At 63.4% G+C, this 16,499-nt stretch carries 17 protein-coding genes; 1 reads left to right on the top strand and 16 read right to left on the bottom strand.

Going from position 1 to position 16,499, the window contains the following annotated elements; all coding sequences use genetic code 11:
• Positions 1–5: 5 nt before the first annotated feature.
• The 13 genes from AC2FMM_RS02935 to AC2FMM_RS02875 form a co-directional block, all read right to left on the bottom strand.
• Positions 6–1,154, bottom strand: a complete 1,149-nt coding sequence (locus AC2FMM_RS02935) for an NADH-quinone oxidoreductase subunit E (RefSeq protein WP_496795751.1) — start codon at positions 1,152–1,154, stop codon at positions 6–8.
• A complete protein-coding gene (locus AC2FMM_RS02930; protein ID WP_496678951.1) occupies positions 1,154–2,368 on the bottom strand; it encodes an NADH-quinone oxidoreductase subunit D in 1,215 nt (404 codons plus the stop codon). Before AC2FMM_RS02930 ends, AC2FMM_RS02935 begins: the two co-directional genes overlap by 1 nt.
• A 213-nt stretch (positions 2,369–2,581) precedes the next feature.
• The gene (locus AC2FMM_RS02925; protein ID WP_068347518.1) at positions 2,582–2,755 is read right to left on the bottom strand and encodes an NADH dehydrogenase; all 174 of its coding nucleotides are present in this window, start codon (positions 2,753–2,755) and stop codon (positions 2,582–2,584) included.
• Complete coding sequence (locus AC2FMM_RS02920) at positions 2,756–3,361, bottom strand: NADH-quinone oxidoreductase subunit C (protein ID WP_496795750.1); 606 nt, start codon at positions 3,359–3,361, stop codon at positions 2,756–2,758.
• 12 nt (positions 3,362–3,373) lie between these two features.
• Positions 3,374–3,907, bottom strand: coding sequence for a NuoB/complex I 20 kDa subunit family protein (locus AC2FMM_RS02915; RefSeq protein ID WP_093964904.1), 534 nt, complete (start codon positions 3,905–3,907; stop codon positions 3,374–3,376).
• Positions 3,898–4,263, bottom strand: a complete 366-nt coding sequence (locus AC2FMM_RS02910) for an NADH-quinone oxidoreductase subunit A (protein ID WP_093964903.1) — start codon at positions 4,261–4,263, stop codon at positions 3,898–3,900. The genes AC2FMM_RS02915 and AC2FMM_RS02910 overlap by 10 nt, the downstream gene beginning before the upstream one ends.
• Before the next feature lie 187 nt (positions 4,264–4,450).
• Positions 4,451–5,239 carry a crotonase/enoyl-CoA hydratase family protein gene (locus AC2FMM_RS02905; protein WP_496712997.1) on the bottom strand — a complete coding sequence of 263 codons (789 nt, stop codon included), beginning with the start codon at positions 5,237–5,239 and terminating at the stop codon, positions 4,451–4,453.
• 9 nt (positions 5,240–5,248) lie between these two features.
• Positions 5,249–6,103 carry a hydroxymethylglutaryl-CoA lyase gene (locus AC2FMM_RS02900; RefSeq protein ID WP_005984063.1) on the bottom strand — a complete coding sequence of 285 codons (855 nt, stop codon included), beginning with the start codon at positions 6,101–6,103 and terminating at the stop codon, positions 5,249–5,251.
• 56 nt (positions 6,104–6,159) lie between these two features.
• The gene (locus AC2FMM_RS02895; RefSeq protein WP_496795749.1) at positions 6,160–8,091 is read right to left on the bottom strand and encodes an acetyl/propionyl/methylcrotonyl-CoA carboxylase subunit alpha; all 1,932 of its coding nucleotides are present in this window, start codon (positions 8,089–8,091) and stop codon (positions 6,160–6,162) included.
• 5 nt (positions 8,092–8,096) lie between these two features.
• The gene (locus tag AC2FMM_RS02890) at positions 8,097–8,513 is read right to left on the bottom strand and encodes an ASCH domain-containing protein (protein ID WP_496795748.1); all 417 of its coding nucleotides are present in this window, start codon (positions 8,511–8,513) and stop codon (positions 8,097–8,099) included.
• Between the two features lie 13 nt (positions 8,514–8,526).
• Positions 8,527–10,131 (bottom strand): carboxyl transferase domain-containing protein, encoded by a 1,605-nt coding sequence (locus AC2FMM_RS02885; protein WP_496686102.1) that lies wholly within the window; start codon positions 10,129–10,131, stop codon positions 8,527–8,529.
• On the bottom strand, positions 10,128–10,928 hold the full coding sequence (locus AC2FMM_RS02880) for a hypothetical protein (protein WP_496712990.1): 801 nt from the start codon (positions 10,926–10,928) through the stop codon (positions 10,128–10,130). The genes AC2FMM_RS02885 and AC2FMM_RS02880 overlap by 4 nt, the downstream gene beginning before the upstream one ends.
• Positions 10,918–12,381 carry an AMP-binding protein gene (locus AC2FMM_RS02875; protein ID WP_496795747.1) on the bottom strand — a complete coding sequence of 488 codons (1,464 nt, stop codon included), beginning with the start codon at positions 12,379–12,381 and terminating at the stop codon, positions 10,918–10,920. Before AC2FMM_RS02875 ends, AC2FMM_RS02880 begins: the two co-directional genes overlap by 11 nt.
• Before the next feature lie 205 nt (positions 12,382–12,586).
• On the opposite strand from AC2FMM_RS02875, the gene AC2FMM_RS02870 reads away from it, so the two are divergent.
• The gene (locus AC2FMM_RS02870) at positions 12,587–13,192 is read left to right on the top strand and encodes an OmpW/AlkL family protein (protein ID WP_496740896.1); all 606 of its coding nucleotides are present in this window, start codon (positions 12,587–12,589) and stop codon (positions 13,190–13,192) included.
• A gap of 51 nt (positions 13,193–13,243) precedes the next feature.
• Here AC2FMM_RS02870 and AC2FMM_RS02865 read toward each other — a convergent pair whose 3' ends face one another.
• The 3 genes from AC2FMM_RS02865 to AC2FMM_RS02855 form a co-directional block, all read right to left on the bottom strand.
• Complete coding sequence (locus AC2FMM_RS02865; protein WP_496795746.1) at positions 13,244–14,407, bottom strand: isovaleryl-CoA dehydrogenase; 1,164 nt, start codon at positions 14,405–14,407, stop codon at positions 13,244–13,246.
• Positions 14,408–14,564: 157 nt separating this feature from the next.
• Positions 14,565–15,755, bottom strand: a complete 1,191-nt coding sequence (locus AC2FMM_RS02860; protein ID WP_496795745.1) for a DegT/DnrJ/EryC1/StrS family aminotransferase — start codon at positions 15,753–15,755, stop codon at positions 14,565–14,567.
• Between the two features lie 40 nt (positions 15,756–15,795).
• The gene (locus AC2FMM_RS02855; protein WP_496712982.1) at positions 15,796–16,467 is read right to left on the bottom strand and encodes an HAD-IA family hydrolase; all 672 of its coding nucleotides are present in this window, start codon (positions 16,465–16,467) and stop codon (positions 15,796–15,798) included.
• Positions 16,468–16,499 lie beyond the last annotated feature (32 nt).

Below are 16,499 nucleotides of genomic sequence, written 5' to 3'. Positions count from 1 at the left end.
GTCTCTCAGTCTTCGTAAGTGCCTTCTTTCTTGGCACGTTTGGCAAATTCGGTTTCCTCGCCGGCCGCCAACTTGGCCGCCTGTTCGATCCAGCCGTCGCGTTCGATCCGGCCCTTGAATTTCAACCGTGCATCTACCCAGGCCACCTGTTCGGGCGTCCAGGCCGCGATCTGGTCATAGTGGTAAAAGCCCAGTTCGTTCAGCGTCTGCTCGAGCTTCGGGCCTACGCCCTTCAGCAGCTTCAGATCGTCGGGTTTGCCGCCACGAGGACCAGTCAGCGTTTCGGGCTGAGTCTCGGCGGTTGCGGGCCTAGCTGCGGCGCCCTCGGGCGAAGATGGCTCGGCCTTGGCGGATTTCTTGGGCGCGGCCTGACGGGCCGCGGGCTTGCCCGGGTCCGCCGCCTTGGGCGGCTTGGGCGCGGCTTTCGCGCCGGCGGCCTTGCCGTCCTTGCCCAGCCATGGCGTCAGGATCGGAACCTCGGTCCCATCGATGCGCTTGACCGTATCACCCAGATCGGCGGCCAGTTGAACGCTGGCATTGTACTTGGACTTGCCGGCCTCGTACTGTTTCAGGCTGGTCAAGCCGCCCTTGGGCTCGGCGGCATAGCGCCCGTTCTGCGGACCCGGAACCGGCGCCTTGCCGGCAGCCAGATCATCGATGATGCGGGCAAAGCTCTCGGCGGTCAGATCCTCGTAATAGTCCTTGCCGATCTGCGCCATCGGCGCGTTCGAGCACGACCCCAGGCATTCGACCTCTTCCCAGCTCAGCTTGCCGTCCGCCGACAGCTGATGAGGCTTGGGCGCGATCTTTTCGCGGCAGACCGCGATCAGATCCTCGGCCCCGCAGATCATGCAGGACGTGGTGCCGCAAACCTGAATATGCGCAACGGAACCAACTGGTTGCAGTTGAAACATGAAGTAGAAGGATGCAACTTCAAGCACCCGGATGTAGGACATGTCCAGCATCTCGGCCACATATTCGATGGCCGGGCGGCTGAGCCAGCCCTCCTGCTCTTGCGCGCGCCACAGCAGCGGGATGACCGCGCTGGCCTGACGGCCCTCGGGGTACTTGCTAATCTGAGCCTTGGCCCAGTCCAGATTGGCGGGCGTGAAGGCAAAGCTTTCGGGTTGTTCGGGGTGCAGGCGGCGGAGCATTAGCGGTCAATCTCTCCAAATACGACATCCATTGTGCCGATGATGGCGGCGACGTCGGCCAGCTGGTGGCCCTTGGCGACGTGGTCCATGGCTTGCAGGTGCAGATAGCCCGGCGCGCGCAGCTTGGCGCGGTACGGCTTGTTGGTGCCGTCGGCGACCAGATAGACGCCGAACTCGCCCTTGGGCGCTTCGACGGCGGCATAGACTTCGCCCGCCGGAACGTGGAAGCCTTCGGTGTACAGCTTGAAGTGATGGATCAGGCTTTCCATCGAGGTCTTCATGTCCGAGCGTTTCGGCGGGGTGATCTTGCCGCGCGCCAGAACGTCTCCGGGGCAGTCGCGCAGCTTGGAGATGGCCTGACGAATGATCGACACCGACTGGCGCATCTCCTCCATGCGGACGAGATAGCGGTCATAGCAGTCCCCATTCTTGCCGACGGGAATCTGGAACTCGAATTCGTCGTAGCATTCATAGGGTTGCGCGCGTCGCAGGTCCCAGGCCAGGCCCGATCCGCGCACCATCACGCCCGAGAATCCGTATTTCTGGATGTCATCCTCGGTTACGACACCGATATCGCAGTTGCGCTGTTTGAAGATGCGGTTCTCGGTCAGCAGGCCGTCGATATCATCCAGAACAGCGGGGAAAGCATGGCTCCAGGCCTCGATATCGTCAAGCAGTTCGGGCGGCAGGTCCTGGTGAACGCCACCGGGGCGGAAATAGGCGGCGTGCAGGCGGGCGCCGCAGGCGCGCTCATAGAACACCATCAGCTTTTCGCGCTCTTCGAAGCCCCATAGCGGCGGGGTCAGCGCGCCAACGTCCATCGCCTGGGTCGTCACGTTCAACAGGTGGTTCAGGATGCGCCCGATCTCGGAATACAGAACCCGGATCAGCGAGGCCCGGCGCGGTACCTCGACCCCGGTCAGCTTTTCGATGGCCAGGCACCAGGCGTGTTCCTGGTTCATCGGCGCCACGTAATCCAGACGGTCAAAATACGGCAGGTTCTGCAGATAGGTCCGGCTTTCCATCAGCTTTTCGGTGCCACGGTGCAGCAGGCCGATATGCGGGTCGCAGCGTTCGACGATCTCGCCATCCAGTTCCAGCACCAGACGCAGCACGCCGTGGGCCGCAGGGTGCTGCGGGCCGAAGTTGATGTTGAAGTTGCGGATCTTCTGTTCGCCCGTCAGAGCGTCTTCGAAGCCCTTGCCGCCATCCATCATCGTGTCTCTCCTGTCCGGGGATCAACCCCGGCTGTTCCGTTCGTGCCGGACCGGTCCGGCAAGCGAGGGCCTCAGCGCCGCCCCCGGTTTTTCTTTTTTGCCTCGGCCCGAACCCGGACCCTTTCGGCGTCTGCCGCTTTCACCGCCGCCCCGGCCAACAACGCGCCCAGAGCCCCAATCACAACCAGTTCTCCAAGCATCGTCAGCATCTCAGCGGCGCTCCAGTTCCTGCAGCTTCAGACCCATCCACCACAAAAGGGCGATCGTGCCGAAGGGAACCAGACAGGCCAGCGCCCAGTATTTGTTGATCCCGAAAAACGGCAGAAGCTTGACCATCGGGATGATGGTCAGCGCCGAAAGGATCAGCCACCAGATGCCGCCCATTTACTTGGTCTCCTGCTTTTCGTCCCCCGGCAGAATGTAATTCGCACCCTCCCACGGGCTCATGAAGTCGAACTGGCGGTATTCCTGAACCAGCGAGACTGGCTCATAGACCACGCGCTTCTGCGCCTCGTCATAGCGAACCTCGGTGTAACCGGTGGTCGGGAAATCCTTGCGCAGTGGGTATCCCCGGAACCCGTAGTCGGTCAGGATGCGTCGCAGGTCCGGGTGGCCCGAGAACAGGATGCCGAACATGTCGAACACTTCGCGCTCGAACCAGTTGGCGGACGGGTGCACATCGACGATCGAGGGCACCATCTCGTCCTCGCGGACCGAGACCCGCAGCCGGATGCGATGGTTCTGATACATCGAGAGGAAGTGATAGACGACGTCGAACCGCTTGGCCCGCTCGGGATAGTCCACGGCGGTGATGTCGACGAGGGTCGAGAATTTACAGTTCTGGTCAGACTTCAGATACTCGACGAATTCGACCAGGTTCGACGGGGCCACATCGACGCTCAACTCACCAAAGCTCACGTCCGATGACAGCACGCAGTCGGGCCGCTTGATTTCGATCAGTGCGCCAAGTTCCTTGAGTGCTTCGCTCATCAGGGTTCCTCCTCAGCGCACGATGGTGCCGGTGCGGCGGATCTTGCGTTGCAGTTGCAACAGACCATACAGCAGCGCCTCGGCGGTCGGCGGGCAGCCGGGAACGTAGATGTCCACCGGAACGATGCGGTCGCAGCCGCGCACCACCGAATAGGAATAGTGGTAATACCCGCCGCCATTGGCGCAGGATCCCATCGAGATAACATAGCGCGGCTCGGGCATCTGGTCATAGACCTTGCGCAGCGCCGGCGCCATCTTGTTGGTCAGAGTGCCTGCCACGATCATCACGTCAGACTGGCGCGGGGATGCGCGCGGGGCGATGCCGAAGCGTTCGGCATCGTAGCGCGGCATCGAGGTGTGCATCATCTCGACCGCGCAGCAGGCCAGGCCGAAGGTCATCCAGTGCAGCGACCCGGTACGGGCCCAGTTGATGATGTCCTCGGACGAGGTCAGCAGGAACCCTTTGTCCTGCAACTCGGCGTTCAGGGCCTGGGTGGCGACTTCCTTGTCAACGCCCGCGGTGTTTGCACCCGTCATCACTCCCATTCCAAGGCCCCCTTCTTCCATTCATAGGCAAAGCCGATGGTCAGAACGCCCAGGAACACCATCATCGACCAGAAGCCGACATCGCTGATATCCTTGAAGCCCACGGCCCAGGGAAACAGGAACGCAATCTCAAGGTCGAAGATGATGAACAGGATCGAAACCAGATAGAATCGGACATCGAACTTCATCCGCGCATCGTCGAACGCGTTGAACCCGCATTCATAGGCGCTGACCTTTTCGGGGTCGGGATTGCGGACTGCCAGAACGACGGCGGCCAGAATCAGGACGATTCCAAGGCCCACGGCGACGGCCAGAAACACCAGGATCGGGAGATATTCCCGCAACAGCTCTTCCACGAGTGGCTCCTTTCCTGCGCATCCCGAACGAGACGCGCCGTCAATTGGCGTGTTGACTGGACATTCTCTATCCGCGCGGGGTCAGAGGGTCAACCGAGCACAAGCGCGCATGGCACCGAATATTCGGCTTGCCAACGCCCAGCGCTGCACTAGGCGCAAGCCCTTGGCTTCAAATGGTCGCGGACGGTCAAACCTCACTATTCCATGAAGGTTTTCGCTTGTCGAAGAAAGCGCTGATTCCCTCATGCGCCTCGTCCGTTTCCCATCGGTCGACCAGCGCCCGGATCGTGTGGTCGATCACCGCGTCGTCGATGCGCGGCCCGAGGTCCCGAACCAACGCCTTGGCCGAGGCCACGGCGCCCGGCGCACAGGACAGATAGGGCTGCACTTCGGCTTCGATCGCGGCATCCAACTCATCCGCCGGAACGGCCCGCGCGAGCAGGCCAAGATCCACCGCCTCGGCCGCGTCGAACAGACGGGCCGACATGAACACGCGCCGCGCGCGGGCCTCGCCCATGCGGGCGATGACATAGGGGCCGATGGTGGCCGGGATCAGCCCCAGCCGGGTTTCGGTCAGCCCCATCTTCAGACTGTCCACGCCGACGGCCACGTCACAGACCGCGGCCATGCCCACGCCACCGCCAAAGGCGTTGCCCTGAAGCGCGCCGATCAACGGTTTTTGCAGGGTGTTCAGGGCGTTCAGCATCTCGGCCAGCTTGCGTGCCTCGACAAAGCGGGTCTCGGGATCGGCGGCCATTTGGGCCTGCATCCAGCCCAAGTCACCCCCGGCGCAGAAGCTCTTGCCCGCGCCGGTCAGAACTACGACACGCACGTCGTCGGTTTTCCCCAGTTGCGCGGCGGCCTGGGTCAGTTCGGCGATCATCTGCGCCGACATCGCGTTGTGTTTTTCCGGCCGGTTCAGCGTCAGCGTGGCAACCCCGCGCGGGTCGGTGGAGATCGAGATGGTCTCAAACATGTCAGCCTCTTATCCCGCCCGCATTGCGCGGGCCATTTCCGCCGCTTCGTTCAGCACGGCGGCGTCCAGTCCGGTGTCATAGCCCAGCCGCTCCAGATGCGCGGCCACGGCTTCGGTGGCCACATTCCCGGCCGCGCCCGGTGCGTAGGGGCAGCCACCCAATCCGCCCACGGCGGCGTCGAACACCCGGACGCCCAGCGCAAGAGACGCGTCGATATTGTCGATCGCGCGCCCGTTGGTGTCATGAAAATGCCCGGCCAAGCGGGTCGCGGGCACATATTCACGCACCGCCAGCAGCATCCGCGCGATGCTGTCGGGTGTCCCCTGCCCGATCGTGTCGCCCAGCGAGATCTCGTAACAGCCGTGCGAAAACAGCAGGTCGGCCACCTCGGCCACTTTGGCGGGTGGCGTCGGCCCATCATAGGGGCAGTCGGTCACGCAGGAAACATAGCCGCGTACCGGCAGGTCGATATGGCGCGCCGCCTCGAGGATCGGGACGAACCGCTCGATGGATTCGGCGATGGTTGCGTTGATGTTGGCCTTGGAAAACCCCTCGGATGCCGAGGCAAACACCGCGATTTCATCCGCCCCGGCAGCCAGCGCGTCCTCATAGCCGCGCATGTTCGGGGTCAGCGCGGCATAGCGCACGCCGGGGGCGCGGGTGATCCCGGCCAGCACCTCGGCGCTGCCGGCCATCTGCGGCACCCATTTGGGCGAAACGAAACTGGCCACCTCGATCCGGCTGAACCCCGCCCGGCTGAGACAGTCGACCAGCGCGATCTTCTCGGAAACTGGGATTTCGCGCTTTTCGTTCTGCAGCCCGTCGCGTGGCCCCACTTCGAAAATCTCGACACGTTCCGCCATCGCGGTGCCCTCCTGTTCAGTCCGGCCCGCCTCGTTTGGGGCGGGCGTTCAGGGTTTCAGTCGTCTTCCAGCCGGACCAGCGCCGCGCCGGCCTCGACCTGCGATCCGGCCTCGGCCAGAACCTCGGCCACGACACCGTCGCGGGCGGCCAGCAGCGAATGCTCCATCTTCATCGCCTCGAGGATGGCCAGCCGGTCGCCCTCCTTCACCGCCTGTCCCGGCGCGGCGAATACCGCTTTGACCAGCCCAGGCATCGGAGCCTCGACCACGTTGGTGTCACCGGCGGCGCTGACGTCGCGGTCCAGCGGGTCCAGTACCTCGAAGCTCACGCCATAGGCGTCGAACACGGTGACATCGTGGCCTGCAATCGCAACCGGCGGCATCGGCTGGCCGTCGATGATCCAGCGGCCATTGACCCGTTCGGCGATCACGGTGGTCCCGCCCACCTGCCAGTCCTGCCGGTCCGGCCCTGCGACCTGGACGTCCAGATCCAGAACCTCGCCGTCGCGCTTCAGCTGAAGCGCCCGGTGCAGCGGGGCCCAGAGGGTAAACCCGGTGTCCTCGGCGGGTTTGTCCAGTCCGGTCGCGGCCATCGCGGCCGCAACGGTCATTGCCGGGGTGACGGCGGGTTCGCGCACCAGATCGTCCAGATCGCGGCCGATCAACCCGGTATCCACATCCCCCGCCTCAAACCCGGCGTGCCGGGTCAGTGCGCCCAGGAAGGACAGGTTGGTGACGGTTCCCGCCACCTGCGTCCGGCGCAGCGCGCGGTGCAGTTGTTCCAGCGCCACCGCGCGAGTCGGGCCGTGCACGATCACCTTGGCGATCATCGGGTCATACCACGGGCTGATCGTGTCACCCGCCCGCACGCCGCTGTCGGCGCGGCAGCCATACGGAAACTCCAGATGGGTTAGGGTGCCCGTCGCGGGCAGGAACCCTTTGGGTACGTCTTCTGCATATAACCGGGCCTCGAAGGCATGGCCATTGATCGACAACTCGCTCTGCTGTTTTGGGAGGCTTTCCCCCGCCGCAACCCGCAACTGCCATTCGACCAGGTCGATGCCGGTTATGGCTTCGGTCACCGGGTGTTCGACCTGCAGGCGGGTGTTCATCTCCATAAACCAGAAGCGGTCGGGGCGCAGACCGTCCGAGGCATCGACGATGAACTCCACGGTGCCTGCGCCCTTGTAGCCGATGGCCTCGGCCGCGCGCACGCCCGCCTGGCCCATCGCTTCGCGCATCTCGGGCGTCATTCCGGGGGCCGGTGCTTCCTCGATCACCTTCTGGTGGCGGCGCTGCAGCGAGCAGTCACGCTCGAACAGATGCACGGCATGGGTGCCGTCGCCAAAGACCTGCACCTCGATGTGGCGGGGCTTGGCCACGAATTTCTCGACCAGAACGGCATCATTGCCAAAGGCGGTCTTGGCCTCGCCCCGGGCACTGTCCAGGGCGGCCGCGAAATCCGCGGGTTTCTCGACCAGCCGCATCCCCTTGCCACCACCGCCGGCCACCGCCTTGATCAGAACCGGATAGCCGATCGTGTCGGCCGCACCGGCCAGATGCTCGGGGTCCTGGTTATCGCCGTGATAGCCGGGCACGACCGGGACGCCAGCCTGCTCCATCAACGCCTTGGCGGCATCCTTCAGACCCATTTTGCGGATTGCATCCGCCGAGGGGCCGATGAAGATCAGGCCCGCCGCCTGAACTGCATCCACGAAATCGGGGTTCTCGGACAGAAACCCGTACCCTGGGTGGATCGCCTGCGCGCCGGTGTCCAGCGCGGCCTGAATGATCACGTCGCCTTTCAGATAGCTGTCGGCCGGAGCCGCTCCGCCGATATGCACGGCCTCATCCGCCATCTGCACATGCTTGGCGGCCGCGTCCGCATCTGAATACACGGCGACGCAGGCCACGCCCATCTTGTGCGCGGTTTCGATGACCCGGCAGGCAATCTCGCCCCGGTTGGCGATCAGGATCTTGTCAAACATGGCCGTTACCCTTTCCCTGCCAGATCTTCCACAAGGCGAAACCGTTCGCAGACCAACTCCATCTTTGGGTCGAAGCCGCCGTTTCTTTCGAAATATCTACGATGATCCTCGCGCCAGCCTTTCAGGCTGTCGTTTTCGCCCTCGGCCAGGGCAAACGCCTCGTCCACCTCGCAATAGCGCCGGACCGTCACATCGACCGTTTCGATGACCAGCGCGGGCTGTCCGTCCCAGTCCAAAGCGATGTCGCGGCGGCCAACCTGCGGCATTGCCTCGCCACCCGCCGCAAAGTTACGCAATGCGCCACATGTCGCGGTCTTGCGCCCCGAGCGGACCAGAGCCAGCAAGTCGTCGCACAATGCCCGGCTGTCGCCGAACTGAAAAGTCTCGGCCCCAGGGTATCTTTCTTTCAAGCTTTCCAGCATCGAACCGCCCCTTCTACATCCGGAACACGCCAAAGCGCGTGTCCTCTATGGGTGCGTTCAACGCGGCGCTCAGCGACAGGGCCAGTACATCGCGACTTTTGCGCGGGTCAATAATGCCGTCATCCCACAACCGGGCAGAGGCATAAAGCGGGTGCGACTGCTCTTCGAACATCTCGAGCGTTGGGCGTTTGAATTCGGCCTCTTCCTCGGCCGACCATGTGCCGCCCTGCCGTTCGATCCCGTCGCGTTTGACCGTTGCCAGAACACCGGCGGCCTGCTCGCCACCCATGACCGAGATACGGCTATTCGGCCACGTCCACAGGAAACGGGGCTGATAGGCGCGCCCCGCCATGCCATAGTTCCCGGCCCCGAAAGAGCCGCCCACCAGCATGGTGATCTTGGGCACGCTTGTGGTGGCCACGGCGGTCACCATCTTGGCGCCATGGCGCGCGATGCCTTCATTCTCGTACTTGCGGCCCACCATGAACCCGGTGATGTTTTGCAGGAAAACCAGCGGGATCTTGCGCTGGCTGCACAGTTCCACGAAATGCGCGCCTTTCTGCGCGGCCTCGGAAAACAGCACGCCGTTGTTGGCGATGATCCCGACGGGGCAGCCTTTGACATGGGCGAAGCCGGTCACCAGCGTCTCGCCGAACCGAGGCTTGAACTCGTCAAAACGCGAGCCATCGACCAAGCGCGCGATCACCTCGCGTATGTCATACGGCGTGCGCAGATCGGCCGGGACAACGCCCAGGATTTCCTCGGGGTCATAGGCCGGGTCTTCGGGGCTGGCCCAATCCACCGTCTGCGGCTTGTTCCGGTTCAACGAGCCAACGGCCCGGCGGGCCAGAGCCAGCGCGTGGGCATCATCCTCAGCCAGATAATCGGCCACACCCGAAAGGCGCGTGTGCACGTCGCCGCCGCCCAGGTCCTCGGCGCTGACGACCTCGCCCGTCGCCGCCTTGACCAGCGGCGGGCCAGCCAGAAAGATCGTGCCCTGTTCCTTGACGATGATCGTGACGTCGGACATGGCCGGCACATAGGCGCCGCCCGCGGTACACGAGCCCATCACCACAGCAATCTGCGGGATGCCCTTGGCGCTCATCCGTGCCTGGTTGTAGAAGATGCGGCCGAAATGGTCGCGGTCGGGAAAGACCTCATCCTGGTTGGGCAGGTTCGCGCCGCCGCTGTCGACCAGATAGATGCAGGGCAGATGGTTTTCCTCGGCGATCTCCTGCGCGCGCAGGTGCTTTTTGACCGTCATCGGATAATAGGTGCCGCCTTTCACGGTGGCGTCGTTGCAGACCACCATGACCTCTTGCCCCTGCACCCGGCCGATGCCCGCGATGACACCGGCACAAGGGGCCGCACCGTCATACATGCCATGCGCCGCCGTCGCGCCGATTTCGAGAAACGGAGAGCCCGGGTCCAGCAGGTTCGCCACCCGCCGCCGGGGCAGCATTTTGCCCCGCGACACATGGCGTTCGCGCGATTTCTCGCCCCCGCCCATGCGCGCGGCCTCGGCGGCGTCAGAGATCTGCGCCAACGCCTCAAGGTGCGCGGCACGGTTTTGCTTGAAGCCATCGGACGAGGGCAAAGCGGAAGATCGCAGCTTCATCTGGTATACTCTCTCAGAAATTCGCGAACGGGGTTTTCGCTGACGCCAAAGCTCTGCATGATGCGCGCATAGCCCTGCGACACGTTGCTGGAGCAGACCGTGTCCAGCTTCTTGATTTCCGGCTCTTCGAGGAAATCCTCAAGATCCCACATCGGAACCATGAAATAATATTCGAACGGCTGCATCTCGGCCGCCATTTCCATCGCCTCGACGGCCTTGTCCTGTTCTCCGCGGCACAGATAGGCCAGCGACAGGTTGCGATAGGCGCTCCCAAGGCTCTCATAGTCGTCGTCTGCCTCGTATTGGTTGACCGCGAGTTTGAGCCGCCCAACGACCTGACGATCGAAATACCCGTCATCCGCCTGCGCCTCGGGTAGGAACATCGCGACATAGGCCAGCTTCTCGTCATGCCAGCCATCGGTCTGCATCTCGTTGCTGAAGACGTCGTGCAGCATCCGGATTTCCGGTTCGTATTTCAGTGTGCCCTCCGAGTCGGCCACCGCATCCAGATAGTTGTCATAAAACGCGATCCTGCGTTTATCTTCGGCATCCAGCCTGGCGACCCGACCGGCGATCTTGCGCAATTCCGATATGGCCTCGTCCGGGTAGCCGTAAAAAATCAGCAGATCAGCCACTTGCAGTTTTTCGATGACGGCAACCTTTTCTTCGACCGCCTTGTCGATCGTGTCGCGCATCCAGGTTTCGAAATAGGTCTTTCCGGCCCAAAAGGCCCCAATAACCGCGATGACGGTCGCGCTGAACTCGACTCCGGTCCGGACGCTGGATTTATCTGCCATGGCACATCTCCTCGGACGCGCGACGTTTCAATTCCTTGCGAATGACTTTCCCCGTCACGGTCAAAGGCAAGTCTTGCACAAAAGCCACCTCTCGCGGGTAGGAATAATGTGCCAGACGGTCCTTGACCCAATCCTGTAGCTCTTGTTCCGAGGCCTCAGACCCCGGTTTCAGCACCACATAGGCCTTCACGATCTCGGTCCGCAGCGGGTCGGGTTTGCCGACCACGCCCACGGTGGCCACCGCCGGATGGGTCAGCAGGCAATCCTCGATCTCGGCCGGGCCGATGCGGTATCCCGCCGAGGTGATCACGTCATCCTCGCGGCCGACAAAGCGCAGATAGTCGCCCTCCCACACGCCGCGGTCACCGGTGACCAGCCAATCGCCGCGAAACTTCTCGGCCGTGGCCTGCGGGTTGTTCCAGTATTCCAGCAGCATCGAGGCCGAGCCACGCCGGATGGCCACATCACCCTCGGCGTCGGTCGGCTTGCCTGCGGCGTCGATCACCGCGACCTCGTGGCCCGGCACTGGCTTGCCGATACAGCCCAGGCGCGCGGGGAAATCCTCGGCACAGGACGAGACGACCATATTGCATTCGGTCTGGCCGTAGAATTCGTTGATCGTCAGGCCAAAGGCCCGCTGCCCCCACGCCAACATTTCCGCGCCGAGTGGCTCGCCACCCGAGGCCACGGACCGCAGGCCGGGGATATCTATATCCGCAGCCTTGAGTATCCGCAGCGCCGTGGGAGGAAAGAACACGTTGCGCACGCCGCCGCGCTTGATCACCTCCGCGCAGGCCTCGGGGGTGAACTTGTCGAGCCGCGCAGCGACGACCGGAATGCCCAGCGCCAGCCCCGGCATCAGCACGTCGAACAACCCGCCGATCCAGGCCCAGTCGGCCGGTGTCCACAGGCAGTCGCCCGCACGCAGGTGGTTGTGGCTGATGGACACGCCCGGCAGATGCCCAGTCAGCACTCGGTGCCCATGCAGCGCCCCCTTGGGCTTGCCCGTCGTGCCCGAGGTATAGATCAGCACCGCCGGGTCCTCGGGACCGGTGTCAGCAAAATCCACGGCGGGCCCGTCCGCCCCCAGTTCTGACACGATCAGCGGCTGCGCCAGATCGCCCAACATATCGGCGCCCTCGCCGTCGGTCAGCACATACCCGGCCCCCGCATCGCCGATGCGCGAGGCCAGGGCATCGCGCTTGAACAGCTTGAACAACGGCACCGAGATTGCCCCGATCTTCCAGATGGCCAGATGCGCGGCCGCGCACCACGGTGACTGACTGAGCAGCACGCCGACCCGGTCGCCGGGTTGCACTCTGCGGAGCAACCCGCGCGCCACCCGATCGGTCATTTGTTCAAGTTCACCATAGGTGATCTCGGTCGTAACCACAGAAGATAGATCAAGGATAGCCACCTGCTCGGCTGGCTGCGAGAGGCACTGACGCGCCATGTTCAACCCGGGCGGAATCACCCAGCCCCCACCCCGGTGCAAACCTGGTATGCGTCTAGTGGGATGCAATGGATTTACCCCTTAATTTCTTATGCCTTGAACGCATTTTCTCAAACAAAACAAAAGGCAGATTTTGACTCAGATCAGTGTCCCGACCCGACCGACCTGAAACACTGGGCGCGTCAACTAACCCAAAGGCATGAAAATGACCAAGAAACTCGCCATCCTCGCGCTTTCCACCGCCGTCGCCGCCCTGTCGGCCCCCGCCTTCGCCCAGTCGGAGGGCGACTGGACCTTGGGTATCGGCATCGGGTACCTGGACCCGAAATCCGACAACGGTACGCTGGCCGGATTTAGCACCGACATCGACTCGGACACCCGCCCGATCTTCACCGCCGAGTATTTCATCCGCGACAACTTGGGCATCGAGTTGCTGGCCGCAACCCCGTTCAAGCATGACGTCACGCTGGGCGGAAGCGTCGATGCCGGCAGCGTCAAGCACCTGCCGCCCACCCTGTCGCTGAACTATCACTTCCCGACCAACAGTGCCTGGAAGCCCTATGTCGGTGCCGGTCTGAACTACACCATCTTCTTCGACGAGGAATCGCCGCTGGGCGATCTCAAGGTCGACGACTCGTTCGGCGTGTCGCTGCAAGCCGGTCTGGACTACATGGTCACGGACAAGGGCGCGGTTCGCCTGAACGTCCGCTGGTTCGACATCGACTCGGACGTCACGCTGAACGGCGCGAACATCGGCAAGGCCGAGGTCGATCCGTGGCTGGTTGGCGTGTCCTACGTCCATCGCTTCTGATCCTTCGATCGGATACGCCTCGCCGTGACCTCGTCGGCGAGGCGTTTTTCTTCATAGCATCTCGTTCATCAACTCGCGGCCGATCAGCATCCGGCGGATTTCGCTGGTGCCCGCGCCGATCTCCATCAGCTTTGCATCGCGGAAGATCCGGCTGACCGCCGCATCCGACAGGAATCCGGCCCCACCCATCGCCTGCACCGCCTGATGGGCCTGAACCATCGCCTGCTCGGACGCATAGAGGCAGCACGCCGCCGCATCCTGCCGGGTCACGTCGCCCCGATCACAGGCCTTGGCCACCTCGTAGATATAGGCCCGCGCCGAGTTCATCGCGGTGTACATGTCGGCGATCTTGCCCTGCATCAGCTGGAAGGTTCCGATCGGTTTGCCGAACTGCTTGCGCTCGGCCATATAAGGCATGATCTCGTCCAGACAGGCTGCCATGATTCCGGTACCGATCCCGGCCAGAACCACCCGTTCATAGTCGAGGCCTGACATCAGCACGGCAACGCCCTTGCCCTCTTCGCCCAAAACGTTCTCGAACGGCACCTCGACATCTTCAAAGATCAGCTCGGCCGTGTTCGACCCGCGCATCCCCAGCTTGTCGAAATGGGGCGAGGTCGAGAACCCTTTCATCTCTTTCTCGATGAGGAAGGCCGTGATGCCCTTGGACCCGGCCTCCGGGTCGGTCTTGGCATAGACGACCAGCGTATCGGCATCCGGGCCATTCGTGATCCAGTATTTGTTGCCGTTCAGGCGGTAATGGTCATTGCGCTTTTCGGCGCGCAGCTTCATCGAGACCACGTCCGACCCGGCACCGGCCTCGGACATGGCCAGCGCGCCCACATGGTCGCCCGAAACCAAGCGCGGCAGGTATTTCTTCTTCTGCTCTTCGTTGCCATTCAGCTTGATCTGGTTGACGCACAGGTTGGAATGCGCCCCGTAGGACAACGAAACCGAGGCCGAGGCCCGCGCGATCTCCTCGACAGCCACGACATGGGCCAAGTAAGACATGCCCGCCCCGCCGTATTCCTCGGGCACGGTGATGCCCAGCAGCCCCAAGTCACCCATTTCCTTCCACAGTTCGTTGGGAAAGGCGTTGGTCTTGTCGATCTCGGCCGCCATCGGCTTGACCCGCTCCTGCGCCCAGCGGTGCACCATCTCGCGCAGCGCGTTCACATCTTCACCCAGATCGAATTGCATTGTCGCCGTGAACATCCGCGCTCTCCTCTCTCGCGTTAATGAACAGGTGTTCAATAAACTGATACAGACCTTTCCCCTCGCGGTCAATCATCGCGTGACCCAAATGAAAAAGCCGCCCCTCGGGCGGCTTTTGCAGGGTTCGGGCGTGCGCCGCAAGGCGCACTCGATTGAATTATTGCTGGAAAACGGCGCCGACCTCGGCGCGGATGATGCCGGCAATCAGGCGGCAATCGTCCAGCGAGAAGGTGAGCGGAACGCGCATGTCGATGATCCCGCGCAAAATTCGGTCGGTCTCGGGCATCCGTTCCGACTCGGCATAACGCCAGCTGTCATAGCGCGAAGTGAACCCGGTTGGCTCGGCCCCGCCGAACCACTTCAACTCGACCCCGCGATCGGCGCAGCGCCTCAAAACCTCGGCGATCTGCTCAGACGCCCAATCCAGCAGAAGGAACTGGAACGACGAGCCTACATATCTTTCCTCCGCAGGCCGCTCGACGATGGTCAGGCCGGGCGTGCCGCGCAGGCCCGCTTCGATCTCGGCATAGCGTTCGTTCCAGCGCCGTACCTGCTGGTCCAGATTGCGCAACTGGGGGCGCAGGATCGCCGCGCGTAGATTGTCCATCCGCCCCGACACGTTTGGCGTGGTGTACTTGATCCGCTCGAAAACCTCGGGAGCCGGCGCCGCAAGGTGGCGTTCATACAGCATGTACGAGCCCGACAGCATCGTGGCCTTGGCCGCCAGCATCTCGTCATCGGTGATCAACAGACCACCCTCGCCCGAGTTCACATGTTTGTAGGTCTGGCAGGAATAGCAGCCGATCGCTCCCTGCCGGCCGGACAACTGCCCACGCCAGGCGGCGCCCATCGTGTGGGCGCAATCTTCGATCACCGTCACCCCGGCTGCGTCGCACATCTGCATCAACCGGTCCATGTCACACAGGTGCCCGCGCATGTGGCTGAGCATCAAAACCTTGGCGCGGTCCAGCTTGGCCGCCAGATCGTCCAGATCGATGGTCAGCCCCTCGGTCACGCCCACAAAAACCGGGCGCGCATTGACCGAAGCAATCGCCCCCGGCACAGGGGCCAGCGTGAAGGCGTTGGTCAGAACCGCGTCCCCCGGCTGGACACCCACGGCACGCAGGGCCGTAGCCAGCGCATAGCCGCCCGACGACACGGCCAGACAGTATTTCGCCCCCATCTGCACGGCAAATTCCTGTTCCAGAAGGGCGGTTTCGCTCACCTCTCCGGGGGCCACGTTGTAGCGGTGCAGCCGTCCGTGGCGCAGAACGGCCAGCGCCGCCTCGATCGCCGCGTCGGGGATTGGCTCCTGCTGGGTGAAACTGCCAGAAAATCGCTCGGTCATGGCGTCGTTTGTGGGGCCAGTCGCAGCGCGGGTCAAGAGATCAGGCCGCCGCGCCCACAAGCTCGGCAACGATTGCGGGCAGATCGTCGAAATGGTGCAGCAGCGCCTCGGGCTGCAGCGCGGCCATGTCATCGCCTGACGGGCCGAAGGTCACAAGGATCGACGGCACCCCGGCGGCACGGGCCGTGTTCCTGTCGGTATCCGAGTCGCCCACCAGGATGCAGTGGTCGGGATGTCCCCCGGCCCGGCGCGCGGCTTCACGCAGCGGCGCGGGGTCGGGCTTGCGCACCGGCAGCGTATCCGCCCCCACCAGCGAGCCGAACAGCGCCCGCGCGCCCAGCCGCGTCATCAGCAGCTCGGCCAGCGCCTCGGGCTTGTTGGTGCAGATGCCGACACCGTATCCGGCGGCTTTCAGCGCTTCGACCGCCTGCAGCGCGCCGGGATAGAAGGTGGTGTGGGTGTCGATAGCCTGTCCATAGGCCTCGAGCAGGACCGGGTAATAGGCGTTCACGGTCTCTTCGTTATAGGCGCCCACGCGTTTCAGCCCGTGGGTCAGCATCATCCGCCCGCCGCGCAAAGCCACCGCAGCATCCTGCCCGTGCACCAGCACATCACCATGCCCCATCTGCCGGAAACAATGGTTCGCCGCCGCCAGCAGATCGCCCGACGTATCGGCCAAAGTCCCGTCCAGATCGAAGATGACCGTGCGCATTTTGTCTCCTTGCTCGGCAGCTTTCCGCCATG

The sequence above is a fragment of the Ruegeria sp. BHSC043 genome (assembly GCF_059612985.1).
The sequence above is the reverse complement of the archived record's forward strand: the minus strand, read 5'-3'. Positions and strand labels throughout refer to the sequence as shown.

Bases quoted from the DNA above. Each gene is read 5' to 3' on its own strand.
- AC2FMM_RS02935 (WP_496795751.1), bottom strand. From the start codon at position 1,154: ATGCTCCGCCGCCTGCACCCCGAACAACCCGAAAGCTTTGCCTTCACG.
- AC2FMM_RS02930 (WP_496678951.1), bottom strand. From the start codon at position 2,368: ATGGATGGCGGCAAGGGCTTCGAAGACGCTCTGACGGGCGAACAGAAG.
- AC2FMM_RS02925 (WP_068347518.1), bottom strand. From the start codon at position 2,755: ATGGGCGGCATCTGGTGGCTGATCCTTTCGGCGCTGACCATCATCCCG.
- AC2FMM_RS02920 (WP_496795750.1), bottom strand. From the start codon at position 3,361: ATGAGCGAAGCACTCAAGGAACTTGGCGCACTGATCGAAATCAAGCGG.
- AC2FMM_RS02915 (WP_093964904.1), bottom strand. From the start codon at position 3,907: ATGGGAGTGATGACGGGTGCAAACACCGCGGGCGTTGACAAGGAAGTC.
- AC2FMM_RS02905 (WP_496712997.1), bottom strand. From the start codon at position 5,239: ATGTTTGAGACCATCTCGATCTCCACCGACCCGCGCGGGGTTGCCACG.
- AC2FMM_RS02900 (WP_005984063.1), bottom strand. From the start codon at position 6,103: ATGGCGGAACGTGTCGAGATTTTCGAAGTGGGGCCACGCGACGGGCTG.
- AC2FMM_RS02895 (WP_496795749.1), bottom strand. From the start codon at position 8,091: ATGTTTGACAAGATCCTGATCGCCAACCGGGGCGAGATTGCCTGCCGG.
- AC2FMM_RS02890 (WP_496795748.1), bottom strand. From the start codon at position 8,513: ATGCTGGAAAGCTTGAAAGAAAGATACCCTGGGGCCGAGACTTTTCAG.
- AC2FMM_RS02885 (WP_496686102.1), bottom strand. From the start codon at position 10,131: ATGAAGCTGCGATCTTCCGCTTTGCCCTCGTCCGATGGCTTCAAGCAA.
- AC2FMM_RS02880 (WP_496712990.1), bottom strand. From the start codon at position 10,928: ATGGCAGATAAATCCAGCGTCCGGACCGGAGTCGAGTTCAGCGCGACC.
- AC2FMM_RS02875 (WP_496795747.1), bottom strand. From the start codon at position 12,381: ATGGCGCGTCAGTGCCTCTCGCAGCCAGCCGAGCAGGTGGCTATCCTT.
- AC2FMM_RS02870 (WP_496740896.1), top strand. From the start codon at position 12,587: ATGACCAAGAAACTCGCCATCCTCGCGCTTTCCACCGCCGTCGCCGCC.
- AC2FMM_RS02865 (WP_496795746.1), bottom strand. From the start codon at position 14,407: ATGTTCACGGCGACAATGCAATTCGATCTGGGTGAAGATGTGAACGCG.
- AC2FMM_RS02860 (WP_496795745.1), bottom strand. From the start codon at position 15,755: ATGACCGAGCGATTTTCTGGCAGTTTCACCCAGCAGGAGCCAATCCCC.
- AC2FMM_RS02855 (WP_496712982.1), bottom strand. From the start codon at position 16,467: ATGCGCACGGTCATCTTCGATCTGGACGGGACTTTGGCCGATACGTCG.